A 17,328-nucleotide genomic window follows, 5' to 3' on the forward strand; every position below is an offset into this window, starting at 1 on the left:
CTTCCGGGTCGTTCTGCCCACTGACCATGCTGACGAGTCGGGGGAGTGGCTGATGCGTCAAATGGAACACAGCACCGATCCGGTTCCCGGGGAACCGGAGGGCCAGGATGACCGGTTCCTCCGCGGCTGAAAACGGGAGTCTGGGCACCTGGCGGCGGCTGACACCGGCGGAGCAGTCCGCCCTCCGGCGCGCCGGCCACGTGAAAGTGTGGCGACCCGGCCAGATCCTCGCCCTCCAGGGCAGTCCGCCCACGAGCATGTTCGTCGTCCTGCACGGTTGGGTGAAGATCAGCGCCACCAACTATCGCGGCGAGGACGCCCCGCTCGCCGCCCGCGGTCCCGCGGAAATCGTCGGCGAACTGGCCCCGATCAGCGGACTCCCCCGTTCCGCGACGATGTCGGCGATCGACGAGGTGCACACGCTCGTCGTACCGAGGGACAAATTCCTCGGCGTATTACGCGAGCAACCGCGTATCGCCGAGGAGATCTTCCGGACCGCGGCGATCCGGCTGCAACAATCCGACCGGCTGCGTCTCGAATCCGGCGGCCCGGATTTCCCGCAACGCCTCGCCGCCGTTCTCCTGGAACTCGCGCTGCAGCACGCCGTCGACTGGACGGCCGGGAAACAGGTCGATCTCCGCTTCAACCAAGGGGAATTGGCGGGCTTCGCGCGGGTCTCGCGCAGCACCCTGATCCGGGGCCTCGACGAACTCCGGCGCCTGGGTGTGGTGCGCACCGCACGTCAGCGCGTCACCATCACCAGCCCTCGCGCACTACGGGAATTGGCGGCCGGTCGGCCACCACCCGCCGTCGAGGCCTGATCCGGCACGAAATCTCGGCTATCCCCTGATTTCGCTTGAACCTTGGCACGGCTGGGCTCCCGCTTTCCGCCGCGCGAGGCCACGGCCACCGGCGTCGAGGAGGTCGCCTTCTGGATCGGACAATGCGTACCGCGTCGACTCACATCAGGATCGGATCGATGTCGCAGTTGGCACGGGTACCTCGACCGGCCGCCTGCGTGCCGAGGTGCGACTCGCCCAAGATCCGGCGGTAGCGCGCCAGAACCAGGTCACGGAACGGTGCAGCCTCCTCCGCCCGGCCGAGCGCGGCCAGATCCAGCCCGAGGTTGAACGACGCGGCCAGGACCGTGGGGTGATCCTCCCCGAGCACCTGCGTGCCACGCTCGATCGCGTCTCGCCCCAAGTCGACCGCCCGGTCGAGCTCCCCCACCGCCGCCAGGTCACTCGCCAGGTTGATCGTGGCGACGACGGCATTGGGGTGGTCAGGGCCGATGGTCGCACGGAACTGCTCGAGGGCCCGCTCGTCGAGAACGCGGGCGGCTGCGGGGTCACCCATCAGCCGCAAGGTCAGTGCAAGGTCGACGTTGGCCGCGAGGGTGTGCGGATGATGCTCGCCGAGACCGCCGCGGTACCGCTCGAAGGTGTTCTCACCGAGCTTCTTCGCCGCGGTCAGATCACCCGAGAGGCGAAGATCGATCGAATGAGCGAGAGCCGTGGCCATCGTCGTGCCATGGTCGTCGCCATAGGCGAGCCGGAACCTCTTGAGGGCCTCCGCAGACAAGCCGAGCGCTCCGAGATGGTCTCCGTCCTTCCGCCTGGTCACCGAAAGCAGGAACGAGTTGACGGTCGCGCCCAGCTGATCCTCTCCGAAGCGGGCAATGAAGTTCTCCGTGAGCCGCTCCTGCTGAAACCGGGCTTGGGCGTATTCGCCCGACTCGCGCAGGTCCACGTTCCTCGCGCTTTCTGCGCTGAAGGTACGGACGTGATCGCGGCCGAGGACCTCGATCCTCCGCCGGAGCGTGTCCTGATCCAGGTCCAAGGCCTCCCGGTAGGCGCCGGCCAACCGCAGGCTGATCGCATGCTGGTATGCGGCGTAGAGCGTCTCCGGGTCGTCATCACCGAACATCCGCTTGGCCTTGCGATGGATCTCTTCGCTCAGTCTGGTCGCTCCGGCGAAATCGCCCTGCGCCCGGAGATCGATCGTGATGTTCCGTTGAAGCGCGAGGGTCTCCTCGTTCGTTTCACCGGATGCCTGCAGGAGCAGCTCGAGAGTGCGCTGGTTGAGTTCTGCGGCTTTGTCGTACCGGCCGACCGCCCACAGGTAAAGCCCGAGCCGCGACGAGACTTCGAGTGTCTGAGGATGTGTGGGGCCGAGGATGTCGGTGAATCGCTTGTGCGCTTCGACGCCGAGCCGCGCCGCTTCTTCGTGATCGCCATACTCGAACAGGTACCGCATCAGATTGATGCAGAGCTGACGTGGCCAGTCGTCGTCGCAGTCCAGGACGTTCGCCGCGTAGGCGTGTGGCAGCAATTCGCGATAACGCGGCCAGTGTCTGCTGGACTCGGGGTCGTTGGGGTCAAGCGCGGCGAGCAACTGGTGGGCGCCGTGCTGCATCCGCGCACGCGTCTGCCGGGCCATGGCCCGGTTGCGCAGCACCAGCTGCACCAGCCGGTGCAGCTGAAGTGTGTTGTTCCCGTGGTCGATCTTGGCCAGGCCATAGCGGTTGATGTCCCGGATGGCGCGCGCCAGCTTGATCGGGTCACGGAGCGCGGCGTCGAGCTCTGGCGAAATCGACACCCGGTTGACCCCGGTGAACAGGTCACGCGAGATCGGATCCGAGGAGAAGAAGGCGCAGATGTGCAGAAGCTGGTGAGCCGCCGGATTGCGGGTCTTCAGTTCCTCGAACGAAACGTTCCAGGCGGCGGCGACGGACACGTCGTAGTCGGGCGCCGAAGTGGTGTCGAGGATTTCCTGTACCGACTCGTCGAACAGGCGTAGATACTCCTGTACCGGCATCCCCGTCACCGCGCGCCAGGCAGCCGCCTGCTCCACGGCCAGTGGTAGATCGCCGAGCTTCTCAGCAAGTTCGTCGGCGTCGGCAGGGTCGATCTCAGGACCGCGGCGACCGAGCAGTTCGACGCTTTCCTCTCTTTTGAACACCGCGAGTTCCAATGGGCGCGCGATACCCGCCCAGTCGGAGTTCCGCGAAGTGATCAGGATTTCGCCGGGACCGTTGCGCGGGACGAACGGGAGCACGGTCTCCGGGCTCTCCGCGGCATCGAAGACCAGAAGCCAGCGGCGGAAGGGCCGCCCGGTGCGGAGCGCCTCGATGACCGCTGGGACCGCGACACTGGCCTCGGACGCGCCTTGAAGGCCGAGGACACCGGCGAGTTCGGTGAGACCGGCGCGGATCTGGGTGGTGTGCGCGGCGTCGATCCACCAGACGAGGTCGTAATCCTGGAGATGCCGGTAGATGTACTCGGCGACGATCTGGGTCTTGCCGATACCGCCGAGACCGTGCAGCGTCGAAGGAAGCACGGCGGCGGTACCGCCGCTCAAGCGTTTCGTGAGCTGGTCGAGCAATTCGTCGCGGCCGGTGAAGTTGGGGTTCCGCGGAGGGACGTTACCGAAGACCGGCGGCGGGTCGTCGGGCTGACGGTCGGGGAAGTTCCGGGAGCTTTCCGACGCCGAAGAGTGCACGATCCGGGTCGTCGGCTCGTCCGCTTCGGGGTCGTTGAGACGAGACGAGCGTGCCTGTGTCACAGGTGTCGAGGCAGGTGGACGTTCGGCTGACTCAGGCATCATGGAGCTCTCAGTCTTTTGATTCAGATAAGTGTACTTGGCGGGTTTGGCTTTCCGCCGCGTTCCGCTGCGCGCGGTTCCAGCCCCACGTCGGCCGGGGAGTCCTGGGTCCGGTGTGTCGTTCGGATCGCCGATGGCGTCTCGGAGTGGCCGATCAACCGGATCCGGTCACCGAAACGGGTGGCGGCCACTCGGGGCATTGACCGTTTCGGACACCGCGCATTCGGGGCTCACCATGATCGCCGGATTCAGACGACGACAAATGAGGTCTCAGACGCGCACCACCACCGAATCCGCGATGGCTTCCCCGTGCGGTCGTAAATAATCCATTCCGGTGAAGTCTTCGCTGAAACAGGCGGCGGACGGCGCAATGCGGGCAACAAGCCCGGATCTTTCACTGGTTGCGTGTCGAGAATGCGGAAAGCGATATCGACCGCGTCCCCGATCAGGCTGCAGGTCCGCGACCAGACTCTCGGTCGTTCCCGGCGGAAGCAGGATCAAGACCTCGTACATGCCCTGGTGCACGGCGAGCCGGTCGAGGCGGTTGCGGTCCGGCGCGGTGAACCCCACGACGCCCACCACGACGATCGTGCGGTCGAGAGCCCGCGTCGGTCGCGCCACTGGCCCCCTCCCAAGGTCCACGGCGCCGACCCACGGCGCCGACCGCCACATTATCGCGCCGATCGGCCCGGAGTTGAGTGTCAATTGACAAATAGGAGGCTGCGGTTCGGTGTCAACGCTCGTGCGTGGTGAGGACGGTTAGGGAGGGGTAAGGCAAACGTGGCGTAGGGGGTCGCCGCGCTCGTCCGCCTGTCGAAGGTGTCGCGAAAGCCACTTTCGGGACATCTGGCGTCGCGAAAGTGGCTTTCGCGACGCAGGCGCTGGCGGCGAAGTGGCCGGGGCGGGTGAGTGACCGGGGCGAAGGCTCCCTTCACCGCGTCTAATGCGGTGAAGGGAGCCTTCACTCCACCACCGACCCGCCCGCGACCACGCCACGTCTGCCTCACGTTTCGGGGTGGGAACCGTCCTCACCACTCACGAGGGGGGTCAGACTCCGGCGACCTGCTGGATCCAGCTGCGGTAGCGGGTGATGTTGGTGTACGCGGTGTTGTTCGACCGGTCGCTGGTCGAGGCGACGCCGACCTGGCGGCCACCGGAGAACATCGGGCCGCCCGAGTCACCGCCGGCGGTGATGCCGTCGACACGGTTCGCGCAGACCGCGACCCCGCCGTTGTAGTCGCTGCAGCTGACCGAGTTGACCCGGACGGTGGCGACCTTCAGGTAACGGGACTGGCAGTTGATCTCCGAACCGCACTGGCTGGTCGCGCCCCAGCCGTAGACCTGGACGTTCTGCCCGACCGCGACGTTGCTCGTGGTGCCGAGCGGCGAGTAGGTGGCGTTGACCGAACTGGTCAGCCGCACGATGGCCAGGTCCGCGCCCGAGTGGCGGGTGATGCTCGCCGCGGTGGCCATGGTGCCGCCGCTCTGCTGGTCGAGGCTGCCGATGCGGAACGTGTAGCTGCCGCTGCTGGCGACACAGTGCTTGGCGGTGAGGATGTACTGCGGCGCGATGATCGTGGCGGTGCAGTTCTGCTGGCCGTTCACGAACAGCCGGGCCGCCCAGGGAGCGTTCTGCGCGTACTGACCACCGATGATCATCGGCTGCACGCCCGAGGGTTCGGCGGCGGTCGCGGCGGGGGCGGTCGAGCCGAGCAGCGCCATGAACGCGGTGCCGGCGAGCAGGACTAGAGAGCGCAGTCGCATGTTCCGACTCATTTCTGCGGCGGGGATCCCGCCGCTTCAGTGGGGACGAACGCGCTGATTCTGTGTCGTGCCAAGGGAAGCCGGAAACCGACGAAAGTTCGCGTGGGCTACCTATTTATTTCGAGGCCCGGGCGAAGATCATTAGGTAGTCACGCGCCTAGCAGGCGCCAAGCGGTGAGGGCGAGCCTCACCCGCGTCAGGCCGAGCGGGTCGGTCAAGTCGACGGACAGGCTTTTGCCGATCTGGGTGAGCCGTCGCGCCACACTGCTGTGGTGCAGGTGCAGGGAATCGGCGGCCTGGCGCACGGAACCCGTGGCGCAGTAGGCGTCCAGCGTCCGCAGGTCCTCCGGATCCGCGGCCAGCTTCGTGATCGCGACGACGTCGGCGTTGGCCCGCGTGTCCTCCTCCGGGATCCGCGCGAGCAGCGCGAGGGCTCCGAGGTCGCGATGGTGGATCACCGGGCGGCGCGCGGTCGTGAACCGCAGCGCGGTCGTCGCGTCCAGCCAGGACCGATGCGGGCATTCGGCGTCGCCGATCCCCGCGCGGACGTCTTCGGGGAACCGGGCCGGGTCCACCACGGCGGCCAGGATGATGCCGACGTCACCGAGTGACGCGGCCTTGACCGGGCGCCCGTGGCAGATCAGGCCCCCGATCTTCTCGAGCGGGAGCCCGGACCGGACGGCGATCACGCGGATCGGCGCGTCGCCGGGGAAACCCAGCAGCCGCAGGGCCCGGTTCCTGGCGGCGTCGTCGCTGGCGGAGCTGATCACGAGTTCCACCAGCGCCGGATCGGCCATGGTGGTGCGGGCCGGTCCGTAGCGTTCGACGACCGTCGCCACGGCGATCGCGAGGCGGTCCAGCACCGCTTCGTCGAGGGCGGCGGCCTCCCCCTCGCGTTCCAGCCAGACCGTGCCGATCTCTTCGTCGTCGAGGGTGACGGCCATCGTGATGGACGCGGGCACGGAGGCCGGGGCGGCTTCGCGTCCGTCGGGGGCCATGCGGATGGCGCGTCCCGTGCTGTGCAGCCGGATACCCGCCGCGCATTCCGCCAGGCCCGCGGTGGCGCGGGCGAGCGCGGGGAGGTCGACCCGGCGCCGCATCAGGGTGTCGTAGAACATCACGACCCGGATCGCGCCCTCGACGTCGGGATCCAGATGCGACAACCGCGCGGCCAATGCCTCCATGTCGGCGAGCCTACGCGGCGATCGTCGCACGAAGGGGCGATCACACGCGACGGATGGCGGCCGCCTTCCGGCCTCGAAGCCGGAAAGATCGTCGTCATGGACCCCGAACTCGAAGCCTTCATCGCCCTGTTCCCCGCGGCGAACCTCGACGACCCGATCGCGGATCGCGAGAAGCTCGCGAAGCTGGCCATGTCGGTGCCGCGGCCCGACACCTCGGCCATGGAGGTCGAAGACCGGACCGTACCCGGCGACCCCGGCGTCCCGATCCGGATCTACCGCCCTCGGGAGGCGCGGGGCGCCATCATCTGGCTGCACGGCGGCGGCTGGGTCATGGGCAACCTGGAGACCGAGCATCCTTGGGCGGCGCGGCTCGCCGAGGCCTCCGACGCGACGGTGATCTCGGTCGAGTACCGGCTGGCGCCGGAGAACCCGTTCCCGGCCGCGTTCGACGACGTCTACACCGTGCTGAACTGGACCGCGGAGCACGCGGCCGAACTCGGTGTCTCCCCCGACCGGATCGCGATCGGCGGGCACAGCGCGGGCGGCGGGCTCGCGGCGGCGACGGCCTTGCGCGCCCGCGACGAAGACGGCCCTCGGATCTGTTTCCAGCTGCTCAACCAGCCGGGGCTCGACGACCGTCAGGAGTCGTGGTCGGCGCGGAACTTCACCGACACGCCGTGGATGAACCGTGCGAAGATCACCGCTGCGTGGGGGCACTACTTGGCCGGAAAGCCCGCACCGTCGCCGTACGCAGCTCCTTCGCGGGCCACCGATCTCTCCGGGCTGCCGCCCGCGTACGTGGCCTCCGCCGAGCTCTGCCCCAACCGCGACGAGAACATCGAGTACGCGCTCCGTCTGCTGCAGTCGGGGGTTTCGGTCGAGCTGCACCACTGGCCGGGAACCTTCCACGGGTCACAGGCGATCCTGTCCGCCGAGGTGTCCCGCCGCCAGATCGACGAACTGGGCGGCGTCCTGCGCCGCGCGCTGGCCGAGTCATGACGACGCCTACGACAGCCCGCCTGCTGCGCCCGTTCGCCGGGAGTTTCGCCGCCGTCGTCGTCCTGCAGATCATCGGTGCCATCTCGGGGTTGGCGCCGCTGCTCGCGGTCGTCGAGCTGGGCCGGGCGCTGCTGGCGCCCGGCCCGGTCGACGAGGGCCGGGTCTGGACCGCGGTGATCGTGGGCGCGGCCGGATTGTTCGTCCGGCTGGTGCTCACGGCCGCGTCGTCCGGGATCGGGCATCTGCTCGACGGCCGGGTCCAGCTCACCTTCCGCCGTCTGCTCGCCGAACGCCTCGGCCGCGTGCCGATCGGCTGGTTCTCCGGGCGTCGCACCGGTGAGCTGGCCAAGGTCGTCGGCGAGGACGTCGGCGCCGTGCACCCGTTCATCGCCCACACCCCCGGCGAACTCGTCTCCGCCTTCGTCGTCCCGCTGGTGTCGCTGGGCTACCTGCTCACCATCGACTGGCGGCTCACCCTGATCACGCTGATCCCGGTCGTCCTCGCGGTGGCGCTGGTGCCGTTGATGATGACGCCCTCCCGGCTTCGCGAGCAGGAGGAGTTCGACCGCGGCATGGCGGGGATCTCGGATTCGGTCGTCGAATTCGTCCAGGGCATCGCCGTGGTCAAGGCGTTCGGCGGAGCGGGCCGCGCCCACCGCAGGTTCCGCACCGCCGCGGACGATTTCGTCGCCACCTTCACCCGATGGGTACGAGGGATGGCCGGGCCGGCGGCGGGGATGCAGCTGGCGTTGTCGCCGCCGTTCGTCCTGCTGGTGGTCCTGATCGGCGGCACGCTGCTGATCACCGGCGGCGGCATCGCCCCGGTCGATCTCCTGCCGTTCCTGGTGCTGGGGCTGGGCTTGACCGCCCCCGTGGCCGCACTCGGCCACGGCTTCGACGAACTGCAGGCCGCCCGGCGCGCGACCGGCCGGATCCGTGACGTGCTCGGCGTGCGACCCCTGCCGGAACCGAAGAATCCCCTTGTGCCGCAGGGGCATCGCGTCGAGCTGCGCGACGTCCGGTTCGGCTACGACGCCGACCGCGAAGTCCTGCACGGCATCGACCTGGTCCTCGAACCGGGCACCGTCACCGCCCTCGTCGGCCCGTCCGGCGGCGGGAAGTCCACTTTGGTCACTTTGCTGCCGAGGTTCTTCGACCCCACGGAAGGAACGATTCTGCTGGGCGGCGTCGATCTGCGCGAGATCAGCGGCGAGGAGCTGTATCGCAAGGTCTCCTTCGTTTTCCAGGACGTCCGCCTGCTGCGCGCGTCGGTCGCGGAGAACATCGCGCTGGCCGTGCCGCACGCCGATCTCGACGACGTCGTACGCGCCGCCCGGCTGGCGAACATCCACGACCGGATCCTCGAACTGCCGCGCGGCTACGAAACGGTGCTGCACGAGGAAACCGGCTTGTCGGGCGGGGAAGCCCAGCGGATCTCGCTGGCCCGCGCGCTGCTCGCCGATACGCCCGTCCTGGTGCTCGACGAGGCCACTGCGTTCGCCGACCCGCAGACCGAACTGGCCGTGCGCCGGGCTCTCGCGACGGCACGGGCCGACCGGACGATCCTGGTCATCGCGCACCGGCTGGAAACGGTCGTCGACGCCGACACCGTCGTACTACTGGAGAACGGCGTCATCGCCGAACGCGGGAAGCCCGCGGAACTGCTGACCCGGAACGGGAAATTCGCCGCATTCTGGCGTTCCCAGCACGCCGCCGAACCACAGGGGGAACCTCGATGATCCGGATGTTGCTGAGCGTCCTCGGCCCCGACCACGCCCCACCGGTGCGGCGGACCGTGGCGCTGATGACGGTGACCGGAATCGTCGAAGGGCTGTCCTACGCGTTGCTCGTCCCCTTGTTGCAGGCGCTGCTCGGGAGCACTCCCGGCGACGCCCTCCCGTGGTTGATCGCGTTCGGCGCGGCCTTCTCGGTGTTCGCGATCCTGCGCTACCGAGCCGATCTCTCCGGCTTCCGCGCCGGGACGACGTTGCTGCGCGGGATGTACCACCGGCTCGGCGACCATCTCGCCCGCCTGCCGATGGGCTGGTACGGCGGGAACCGGGTCGGCGAGGTGTCGGCGCTGGCCGGACCCGGTGTCCTGCAGGCGATGGGTGTCATCGCGCATCTGCTGGCCCCGTTCGTGGCCGCTTGCGTCACCCCGTTGACGATCGTGTTCGTGATCCTCGGCTTCGACTGGCGGCTGGGGCTGGCGGCGCTGATCGCCGTCCCGGTCGTGGCGGCGATCCAGGTCCGGACGGGCCGTTCGTCGGCCGCGACCGATGAGGAGGCCGCCCGGCGCGGCACCGAGGCGACCGGCCGGGTCATCGAGTATCTGCAGGCCCAGCCGGTGTTGCGGGCCGGAGGGCGCGCCGCGGAGCGCTTCCGGCTGCTCGACGACTCGTTGCAGGACCTTCAGCGGGCGAATCGCCGGTCCACCCTGTCGGCGCTGCCCGGTGTCGTGGGGCTGACGTTCACGGTGCAGGCGCTGTTCACCGTCCTGCTCACGCTGGGCGCGTTCCTCGCGCTCGGCGGGGAGATCGGGGCCGCCGAGGTCGTGGCGATCCTCGTCCTGGCCACGCGCTGCGCCGATCCGCTGCTCTCGCTGACCGACATCGGCGGCAAACTCCGCGGCGCGCGGTCGGTGCTGGTGCGGCTCGACGCGCTGCTGCGCACCGAACCGCTGCCGGAACCGCCGGAACCGGTCCGGCCGGAGCGGCACGATCTGGAGTTCGAGTCGGCCGCCTTCACCCGCGGCGGCCGCGCGGTGCTCGACGGCCTGTCGCTGACCGTCCACGAAGGACAGAAGCTCGCCCTCGTCGGACCTTCGGGCGCCGGGAAGAGCACGGTGCTGCAGCTGCTCGCCCGGTTCCACGACGTGGATTCGGGCGCGGTGCGCGTCGGCGGGGTGGACGTCCGCATGATGAGCACCGACGACCTGATGTCCCGCATCGCGATCGTGTTCCAGGACGTCTACCTCTTCGACGGCACGATCGAGGAGAACGTCCGGCTGGGCCGTCCGGACGCCGACGACGCCGAGGTGCGGGCCGCGGCGACGGCGGCCCGCCTCGACGAGGTGATCGAGCGGCTGCCGGGTGGCTGGTCCGCGAACGTCGGCGAGGGCGGCGCGCTGCTGTCCGGTGGGGAACGCCAGCGGGTGTCGATCGCGCGAGCCCTGCTGAAGGACGCGCCCATCGTGCTGCTCGACGAGGTGACCTCCGCACTCGATCCGGTCAACGAAGCAGCCGTCCACGAGGGGATCGAGCGGCTCATGGCGGGCCGGACCGTGGTGATGGTGGCGCACCGGCTGCGGACCGTCGAGCGTGCGGACCACGTGGTCTTCCTGGACGGCGGCCGGATCGCGGAGGAAGGGAGCCACGGCGAACTGGCCCGGCTCGGCGGCCGGTACGCCGGGTTCCTCGAACCGCAAATCGCTTGACGCCGCCGGGGAACGGCAATGCACTGTGCCCATGAAGATCCGTTCCACGACCGCCGACGACCGCGCCGTCTTCGTCGACACCATGTTCACCGCGTTCGCCCGGTTCCCGGACACCGCGGGCGAGACCTGGTCCGCGCTCGAAATGGACCGCGCCCTGCTCGCGGTTTCCGAGGACGGACGGCCGGTCGGCACGGCCGCCGCCTACTCCTTCGAGCTGACGCTGCCCGGCGAGGTCGTCGTGCCGGCCGCCGGGGTGACCGCCGTCGGCGTCCTGCCCTCGCACCGTCGTCAGGGCGTGCTCAGCGCGATGATGCGGCATCAGCTCGCCGATTTCCGGGCCAGGGGCGAGTTCCTCTCCGTCCTGCTGGCGTCGGAGGCCCTGATCTACCGCCGGTTCGGCTACGGACCGGCGACCTACACCCGGCGCCTGACGGTGCAGCGCCACCGGGCCGCCCTCGCCGTCCCCCGGGCGGCCGAGGTGGCCACCGGTTCGATCGAACTGCTGCGCCGGGCCGACTGCGGCGAGATTCTGGAAGCGGTCTACGACCGGTATCGCCGCGCCAGGCCCGGCGCACTGTCGCGCCCGCACGGCTGGTGGGAGGCCGGCGCCGGGCAACCCCCGATCTCCCGGGCATCGCGGTACGTCGCCGTGCATCGCGACGCCGACGGTGTCCCGGACGGCTACGCCTCCTATTCGCTGACCGAACCCAGCACCCTGACCGTCGACGAGACCATCGCCACCGACGACGCGGTGTCGACGGCACTGGCCAGGTTCCTGCTCGGGCACGACCTCGTCAGCGAAGTCGTGTTCAAGCACCGCCCGCTCGACGATCCGCTGCGCTGGCAGCTCGAAGACTTCCGCGCCGGCGAACTCGGCGGCGACACGGACTGGCTGTGGGTGCGGCTGCTCGACGTCCCCCGCGCGCTCACCGCCCGCGGCTGGTCGGCCGACGGCGAGCTCGTCCTCGACGTCGGCGACCCGGCGCTCGGCGAGCACGGCCGCCATCTGCTCACCGTCCGGGACGGCGAGGCGGCCTGTGTCCCGACGGAGCAGGAACCCGATCTGTCCCTCGACGTGAGCGATCTGGGCTCGATCTATCTCGGCGGTACCACTCCGAGCACACTCGTACGGGCGGGCCACATCCGCGCCCATCACTCGGAGGCCGCGGCGATGGCCGACGCTCTGTTCCGCACCGAGCGTCCTCCGCACTGCCTGCACTGGTTCTGATCGCGAGAAGGGCGCGGTCTCAGAGCGCGGACGTTCGTTGACACCCCAAAGTGCCACTGCTCTACTCGGACGCATGCTCTGTACGGCCTGAACAAGTGTCGCTCACCTTCGAGAAACACCCGGGAATTCCGGGCGCTCCGCCCTGCCCGGAATTCCCGTTCGCCCTCGCACAGAACGGAATTCACCCCATGACCACGACCGAGCCCCGGATCCGATCCGCCAGTGAATGGCTGTCCGCCGCGAAGGAGGTCGCCGCGGAACTCGCGGTGAACGCGGCCGAGCGCGACCGGAAGAACGAAACGCCCTACGCGGAAGTCCTGCTGCTCAAGGATTCCGGCCTGGTGACGCTGCTCGGCCCGGTCGAGCACGGCGGAGGCGGCCAGAGCTGGGAGACCGCCTATCGCGTGATCCGCGAGGTCGCCCGCGGCGACGGCTCGATCGGCCAGCTGCTCGGCTACCACTATCTCTGGGCTTGGGCCGCCCGCCTCGTGGCGACCGACGACCAGATCGCCGCCGTCGAAGAACTGTATACGCGGAACGATTTCTTCTTCGGCGGCGCGGTCAACCCCCGCGATTCCGATCTGAAGATCACCGAGGACGGCGACGAGATCGTCTACAATGGACACAAGTCGTTCTCCACCGGAAGCAAGGTCTCGGATCTGACCGTACTGGAGGGCGTCCTCGAAGGCACCGAAGACCACATCTTCGCGATCGTCCCGTCCGGACAGGACGGAATCGTCTTCCACGACGACTGGGACAACATCGGCCAGCGGCTCACCGAATCGGGCAGCGTGACCATCACCGACGTGCGCGTCCCGTGGGCGAGCGCGGCGGGTTACGTCGACAAGAAATTCCGCCCGCTGACCTACAACACGCTCAACGTCCCGGCGATCCAGCTGGTGTTCGCCAACTTCTATCTCGGCATCGCGCAAGGCGCTCTCGAAACCGCGCTGGCGTACACGCGCGAGCACACCCGGGCGTGGCCGTACGGCGGCGACAACAAGCCGTCCGCCGGCGAGGAGTGGTACATCCTCGACGGCTACGGGGACCTCCAGTCGAAGCTGTGGGCCGCCGAGGCGCTGGTGGACAAGGCCGGGACCGCGATCTCCGCCGTGCTGCACGCTCCGCGCGAGGAACTGACCCCCGAGGCACGCGGCGAGGTCGCGGTCCTCATCGCCGCCGCCAAACAGCGCGCGATCGACACCGGCCTCGAAATCGGCACGAAGATCTTCGAGCTGACCGGCGCCCGCGCGAGCGCCACGAAATACGGTCTGGACCGGTTCTGGCGGAACCTGCGGACGCATTCACTGCACGATCCGGTGGCGTACAAACGCCGTGAAGTCGGTGCTTACGCGTTGCTGAACGAACTTCCGGAGCCCACCTGGTACACCTGACCTACCCCGCCGCCACGGCGTAGGTGAGCAGCAGCGCACCCGAAGCGAACCGGCGGTCATCGACGAGAGTCAAAGCCCTCTTCGCGTACTCGCCGTCGAAGAGTCGCGTCCCGCCACCGAGGAGCACCGGGTTCACCACGAGCCGCACTTCGTCGAGCAACCCGAGCCGGGCGGCGGAAGTCGCGGCCCCTCCCCCGGCGAAGAGGGCGATGTCGCCTCCGAGATCGGCGAGCTCGGAGGCGTCTTCGACCAAGTGCGAGTTGTGCCAGGTGGTGGTCCGGAGCGTGCGCGAGAGGACGTACTTCGGCAGCTCGTGCATCCGCCGCCGCTGCGTGGCCGAGACCTCGTCACCGGCGGTCGGCCAATAGCCGGCGAGTTCCTCGTAGGCCTTGCGACCGAAGGCCATTCCGTCGATCGACTCCAGCAGTGCGTCGATATGCGCTTGGAACTCGTCGTCGGCGAATCGCCAGTCGATGTCGCCCGCGGCGTCGGCGAGGTAGCCGTCCAGCGAAACGTTGACGTGCAGGAAGAGACGCCCCATGTGCACTCCTCGGGATGGACTTCTTGAACACTCGAACAAGAAGTCAACGTACACTTCTTGAACGTGCTGTCAAGAAGTCGTACGATGCGACCATGCCACGCACGGGAAGGCCGCGGTCCTTCGACGAGGACCGAGTGATCGGAGGAGCGCTCGACGTCTTCTGGCGGCGGGGCTATGCGGCCACGTCGATGCGGGATTTGAAAGACGAACTCGGGATTCTGCCGGGAAGCCTGTACGCCGCATACGGCGACAAGCACGCGCTTTTCCTGCGAGCGCTGGAACTCTACGCGAGCGGAGCCCGAAGCCAAGCGGCCGTGCTCGCCGAAGGACCCGTTCTCGCGCATCTGCGTGAACTTCTGCTCAGCGTCCTGGCAGCGGCCTGGGAGCACCCGGGGCGCGGCTGCCTGCTGGGCAACACCGCCACCGAACTGCTGCCCGCCGACGAAGCGGCGGAGAAGCTGGTCCACAGTGGATTCGAAGCTCTGGAAAACGGTATCGCGCAAGGACTCGAAGCCGCCCAGCGATCCGGCGAGGTGCGCGCCGACGTCGACTGCGGCGCGCAGGCGCGGCTCCTCCTCGTCGTCATGCAGGGCCTGCACGTGGTGGCCAGGGCGGAGACGGATCCGCGCCGGCTCACCGACGCGGTCGACGCCGCTTTGGCGCCCTTGACCGCGAAGTGACTTCTGGGCACACCGGAGCCGGTGCGCCCAGAAAGCCGGATCACTCCTCGAAGCCCTCGTCGCCGCCGTCGAAGACGTCCTCCATGACCTCGCCGAGGATCATGCCGCCGACCACACCGGCCGCGGCACCGGCGACCACACCGCCCATCCCCGGACCACGCCTGCCGTGGTGACCGTGGTGACCGTGGTGGTCGTAGTCGTGGCCGTAGTGCTCCTGGTGCCCGCCGAACATGGCGTGCCCGCCGCCGGATTCGGCGACCTTGGCCAGCCAGCCGTCGATGGCGGCGGCCCAGTCGGTGCGCAGCGCCTCCTCGTGCGAGACGTGGAAGCGGCCGAAGGAGTCGCCGCCGGAGCGGAACATGCCGCCGCGCTTGTCCGCCTCCAGCACCACCACGAGGTCGTCCGGGCTCGCGACGAAGGTCAGCTCCACCTGGCTGACCCGACCGGCGTAGCGCGACGGCGGGAAGAACTCGATCTCCTGGAAGAACCCGAGCTCCTGCCGGACACCGTGCAAACGCCCGGCCTCCACGTCGGCGCTGCGGAAGGAGAAGCCCAGCTCGCCGAACGCCTCCAGCACCCGGTCCTGCGATTCCAGCGGCCCGACGAGCACCGGGTCGAGGTCGCCCTTGTCCGGCGCACCGGCGATGACGAGTTCGGTGCGCACGCCGACGACCATGCCCGGCAGCTCACGCCCGCCCACCGCGCTGATCGGCGTCTCCCACGGCAAGGCGATCTGGAACGGGACGGTCGTCAGCTGCCCCGCCGTCACCCGTACCTTGCGGCCCGCGCTGACCCGCAGGAACTCCGCGGTCCCGGCCCGCTCGTGGTCGCCGTGCTCGACCTCGACCCTGGTGACCAGCGAAAGCAGGATCTCCTCGATCTGGGCGTCGCTCGAACCGCCCTGGATGCGGACCTGGCCGGTGATCACCTCGCCGGGAACGGCGTGCGGCGAGTCGAGCACGGTGTCGACGGACGGGCCGCCGACCCCGAAGGCGCTGAGCATCCGTTTGAACATCAGGGATTTCCTCCGCTGGGTACTGGAACAGGGGGTACCGGAACACTTCGACTACTACCGAGATCCGTCGCGGCACGCCAGGCAAACCGGGTTAAAAACCCCTAAACGGGCGCGACGTCACTACCTTCTCAGATCGGCCTGACGGACGTCGTGCAGGTGGATGACGACGTCGTAGGAGCGTCCGAGCGAGATGTCCGCCGGGTCGACGGGGAACAGCGTGCCGATGGTGCGGGTGGGCCGGGCGGTGTCCAGCCAGGCGCGGGCGGCGGGTGACGCGGTCCGCAGGTCCAGGTAGAAGTCGTCGAACCGGACCCGGTCGAGGGTGTCCTCGTTCGTCCCGGACGGCGCGGCCGGGACGGAGAACGGCTTCCACTCGCCGCCTACCGCGGTGTCCTTGGACAGGAAGGAACCCCGGTCGAAGCTGAACCCGATCGGCAGATAGCCGCGGCCCAGCGTCTCGCGCAGGAAGGCGCCTTGGGTCTTCGGGTAGATCGACGGCATGTCGGGGATGTACGCGACGTGGGCGTTGTGCGCGGAGAGCAGGATCTTGTGGCCGGTCCGCCGCTGCCACCAGGCCACGTTCTGCGCCATCGCCTGGTCGCGCAGGATCTGGGCCGCGGGCAGCCCCTTCGGATCCGCGAGGTCGACGGCGAGGAAGCGGGCGGTCTGCGCGACGAACCGGGCATGCTGCTCGGTCCAGCCGTAGGCGTCCGCGCCGGTCAGACCCTTGACCAGCTCGAAGGCCTGCTCCGCCTGCGTGGCGAGCCGCCGTCGCTCGTCGACGGGTTTACGCAGGTAGGCGAACGCGTCGTCGATCGGGCGCAGTCCCGTGTACAGCTCGTTGAGCCGGGGCAGCGCCTCCGGATGATGCCTGCCGATGTAGTCGGTGATCCGCGCGAAGAATGCGTCGTTCACCGAAGGCGCGCCGAGGTCGTCACCGACGAAGTGCACCGTGCGATCGGGGTGCGCGCGGTTGTGATCGCGCATCCACCGGATCAGGCTGACGAACTCCTCGCGATCCCACGGGGATCCGGCCAGCGTGCGCTTCGCGATCTCACGGGCGTCGCCGCGCCCGGTCTGGACGTACTCGTCGATCTCCAGACCGGCGGACCAGCTGAGCTCCAGCGCGAAGGCCCGGAACCCCTTTTCCTCCACGAGGTAGCGGAACACCCGCTCCTTCATGGTGAAGAACTCGTGGGAGCCATGGGTCGCCTCGCCGAGGCCGACCACCTTCGCGTCGGCGATCATCCCGCCCAGCGCCCGGAGATCGGCAGTGTTGCGGCCCGGTTCGGTCGAGCGCAACGGATGCGCCGCCCGGTCCAGCGACCGCACCGGATCCCGCCAGGTCGTGGTCGTCTCCGCCGCGAGAGCCGGACTCGTCAAGGGAGCGAGCACCGCCCCCGTCACCACCACGGCGGCGGCCACCACTCCCCGTCTCGCCCACCGTTTCCGGCCGTTCTTCATACCGCTCACCCCTTCCGTTC

Annotated in this window: 14 protein-coding genes; 7 read left to right on the top strand and 7 right to left on the bottom strand. The window is 69.0% G+C overall.

Going from position 1 to position 17,328, the window contains the following annotated elements; translation table 11 throughout:
* The first annotated feature begins 107 nt into the window (after positions 1–107).
* Positions 108–821 carry a Crp/Fnr family transcriptional regulator gene (locus ACSMFO_RS16025; protein ID WP_038518385.1) on the top strand — a complete coding sequence of 238 codons (714 nt, stop codon included), beginning with the start codon at positions 108–110 and terminating at the stop codon, positions 819–821.
* A gap of 139 nt (positions 822–960) precedes the next feature.
* Here the strand turns inward: ACSMFO_RS16025 and fxsT are convergent, their stop codons facing one another.
* The 4 genes from fxsT to ACSMFO_RS16045 all read right to left on the bottom strand — a co-directional run bounded on the left by fxsT (position 961) and on the right by ACSMFO_RS16045 (position 6,551).
* Positions 961–3,564 carry an FxSxx-COOH system tetratricopeptide repeat protein gene (gene fxsT / locus ACSMFO_RS16030; RefSeq protein WP_436459240.1) on the bottom strand — a complete coding sequence of 868 codons (2,604 nt, stop codon included), beginning with the start codon at positions 3,562–3,564 and terminating at the stop codon, positions 961–963.
* A gap of 309 nt (positions 3,565–3,873) precedes the next feature.
* Positions 3,874–4,224 carry a hypothetical protein gene (locus ACSMFO_RS16035; protein WP_436459242.1) on the bottom strand — a complete coding sequence of 117 codons (351 nt, stop codon included), beginning with the start codon at positions 4,222–4,224 and terminating at the stop codon, positions 3,874–3,876.
* Positions 4,225–4,650: 426 nt separating this feature from the next.
* On the bottom strand, positions 4,651–5,367 hold the full coding sequence (locus ACSMFO_RS16040) for a S1 family peptidase (RefSeq protein ID WP_037346286.1): 717 nt from the start codon (positions 5,365–5,367) through the stop codon (positions 4,651–4,653).
* Positions 5,368–5,516: 149 nt separating this feature from the next.
* On the bottom strand, positions 5,517–6,551 hold the full coding sequence (locus ACSMFO_RS16045) for a PucR family transcriptional regulator (RefSeq protein WP_436459244.1): 1,035 nt from the start codon (positions 6,549–6,551) through the stop codon (positions 5,517–5,519).
* 96 nt (positions 6,552–6,647) lie between these two features.
* On the opposite strand from ACSMFO_RS16045, the gene ACSMFO_RS16050 reads away from it, so the two are divergent.
* The 5 genes from ACSMFO_RS16050 (at position 6,648) to ACSMFO_RS16070 (ending at position 13,608) form a co-directional block, all read left to right on the top strand.
* Complete coding sequence (locus ACSMFO_RS16050) at positions 6,648–7,550, top strand: alpha/beta hydrolase (RefSeq protein ID WP_436459246.1); 903 nt, start codon at positions 6,648–6,650, stop codon at positions 7,548–7,550.
* A complete protein-coding gene (locus ACSMFO_RS16055) occupies positions 7,547–9,289 on the top strand; it encodes an ABC transporter ATP-binding protein (protein ID WP_436459247.1) in 1,743 nt (580 codons plus the stop codon). The genes ACSMFO_RS16050 and ACSMFO_RS16055 overlap by 4 nt, the downstream gene beginning before the upstream one ends.
* Positions 9,286–10,986, top strand: coding sequence for an ABC transporter ATP-binding protein (locus ACSMFO_RS16060; protein ID WP_436459248.1), 1,701 nt, complete (start codon positions 9,286–9,288; stop codon positions 10,984–10,986). The genes ACSMFO_RS16055 and ACSMFO_RS16060 overlap by 4 nt, the downstream gene beginning before the upstream one ends.
* A 31-nt stretch (positions 10,987–11,017) precedes the next feature.
* A complete protein-coding gene (locus ACSMFO_RS16065) occupies positions 11,018–12,214 on the top strand; it encodes a GNAT family N-acetyltransferase (RefSeq protein ID WP_436459250.1) in 1,197 nt (398 codons plus the stop codon).
* Positions 12,215–12,402: 188 nt separating this feature from the next.
* Positions 12,403–13,608, top strand: coding sequence for an acyl-CoA dehydrogenase family protein (locus ACSMFO_RS16070; RefSeq protein WP_436459251.1), 1,206 nt, complete (start codon positions 12,403–12,405; stop codon positions 13,606–13,608).
* A gap of 1 nt (position 13,609) precedes the next feature.
* Here the strand turns inward: ACSMFO_RS16070 and ACSMFO_RS16075 are convergent, their stop codons facing one another.
* On the bottom strand, positions 13,610–14,149 hold the full coding sequence (locus ACSMFO_RS16075) for a dihydrofolate reductase family protein (RefSeq protein ID WP_436459252.1): 540 nt from the start codon (positions 14,147–14,149) through the stop codon (positions 13,610–13,612).
* Between the two features lie 92 nt (positions 14,150–14,241).
* Here ACSMFO_RS16075 and ACSMFO_RS16080 point away from each other — a divergent pair, with 92 nt between their 5' ends.
* The gene (locus ACSMFO_RS16080) at positions 14,242–14,829 is read left to right on the top strand and encodes a TetR/AcrR family transcriptional regulator (RefSeq protein ID WP_436459254.1); all 588 of its coding nucleotides are present in this window, start codon (positions 14,242–14,244) and stop codon (positions 14,827–14,829) included.
* Between the two features lie 40 nt (positions 14,830–14,869).
* Here ACSMFO_RS16080 and ACSMFO_RS16085 read toward each other — a convergent pair whose 3' ends face one another.
* Together ACSMFO_RS16085 and ACSMFO_RS16090 are read right to left on the bottom strand one after the other, a co-directional pair.
* On the bottom strand, positions 14,870–15,844 hold the full coding sequence (locus ACSMFO_RS16085; RefSeq protein ID WP_038518411.1) for a sporulation protein: 975 nt from the start codon (positions 15,842–15,844) through the stop codon (positions 14,870–14,872).
* A 120-nt stretch (positions 15,845–15,964) separates the two neighbouring features.
* A complete protein-coding gene (locus tag ACSMFO_RS16090; RefSeq protein WP_436459256.1) occupies positions 15,965–17,308 on the bottom strand; it encodes an erythromycin esterase family protein in 1,344 nt (447 codons plus the stop codon).
* Positions 17,309–17,328 lie beyond the last annotated feature (20 nt).

The sequence above is a fragment of the Amycolatopsis sp. w19 genome, from assembly GCF_051373225.1.
In the GTDB taxonomy this organism is placed as follows: domain Bacteria; phylum Actinomycetota; class Actinomycetes; order Mycobacteriales; family Pseudonocardiaceae; genus Amycolatopsis; species Amycolatopsis japonica.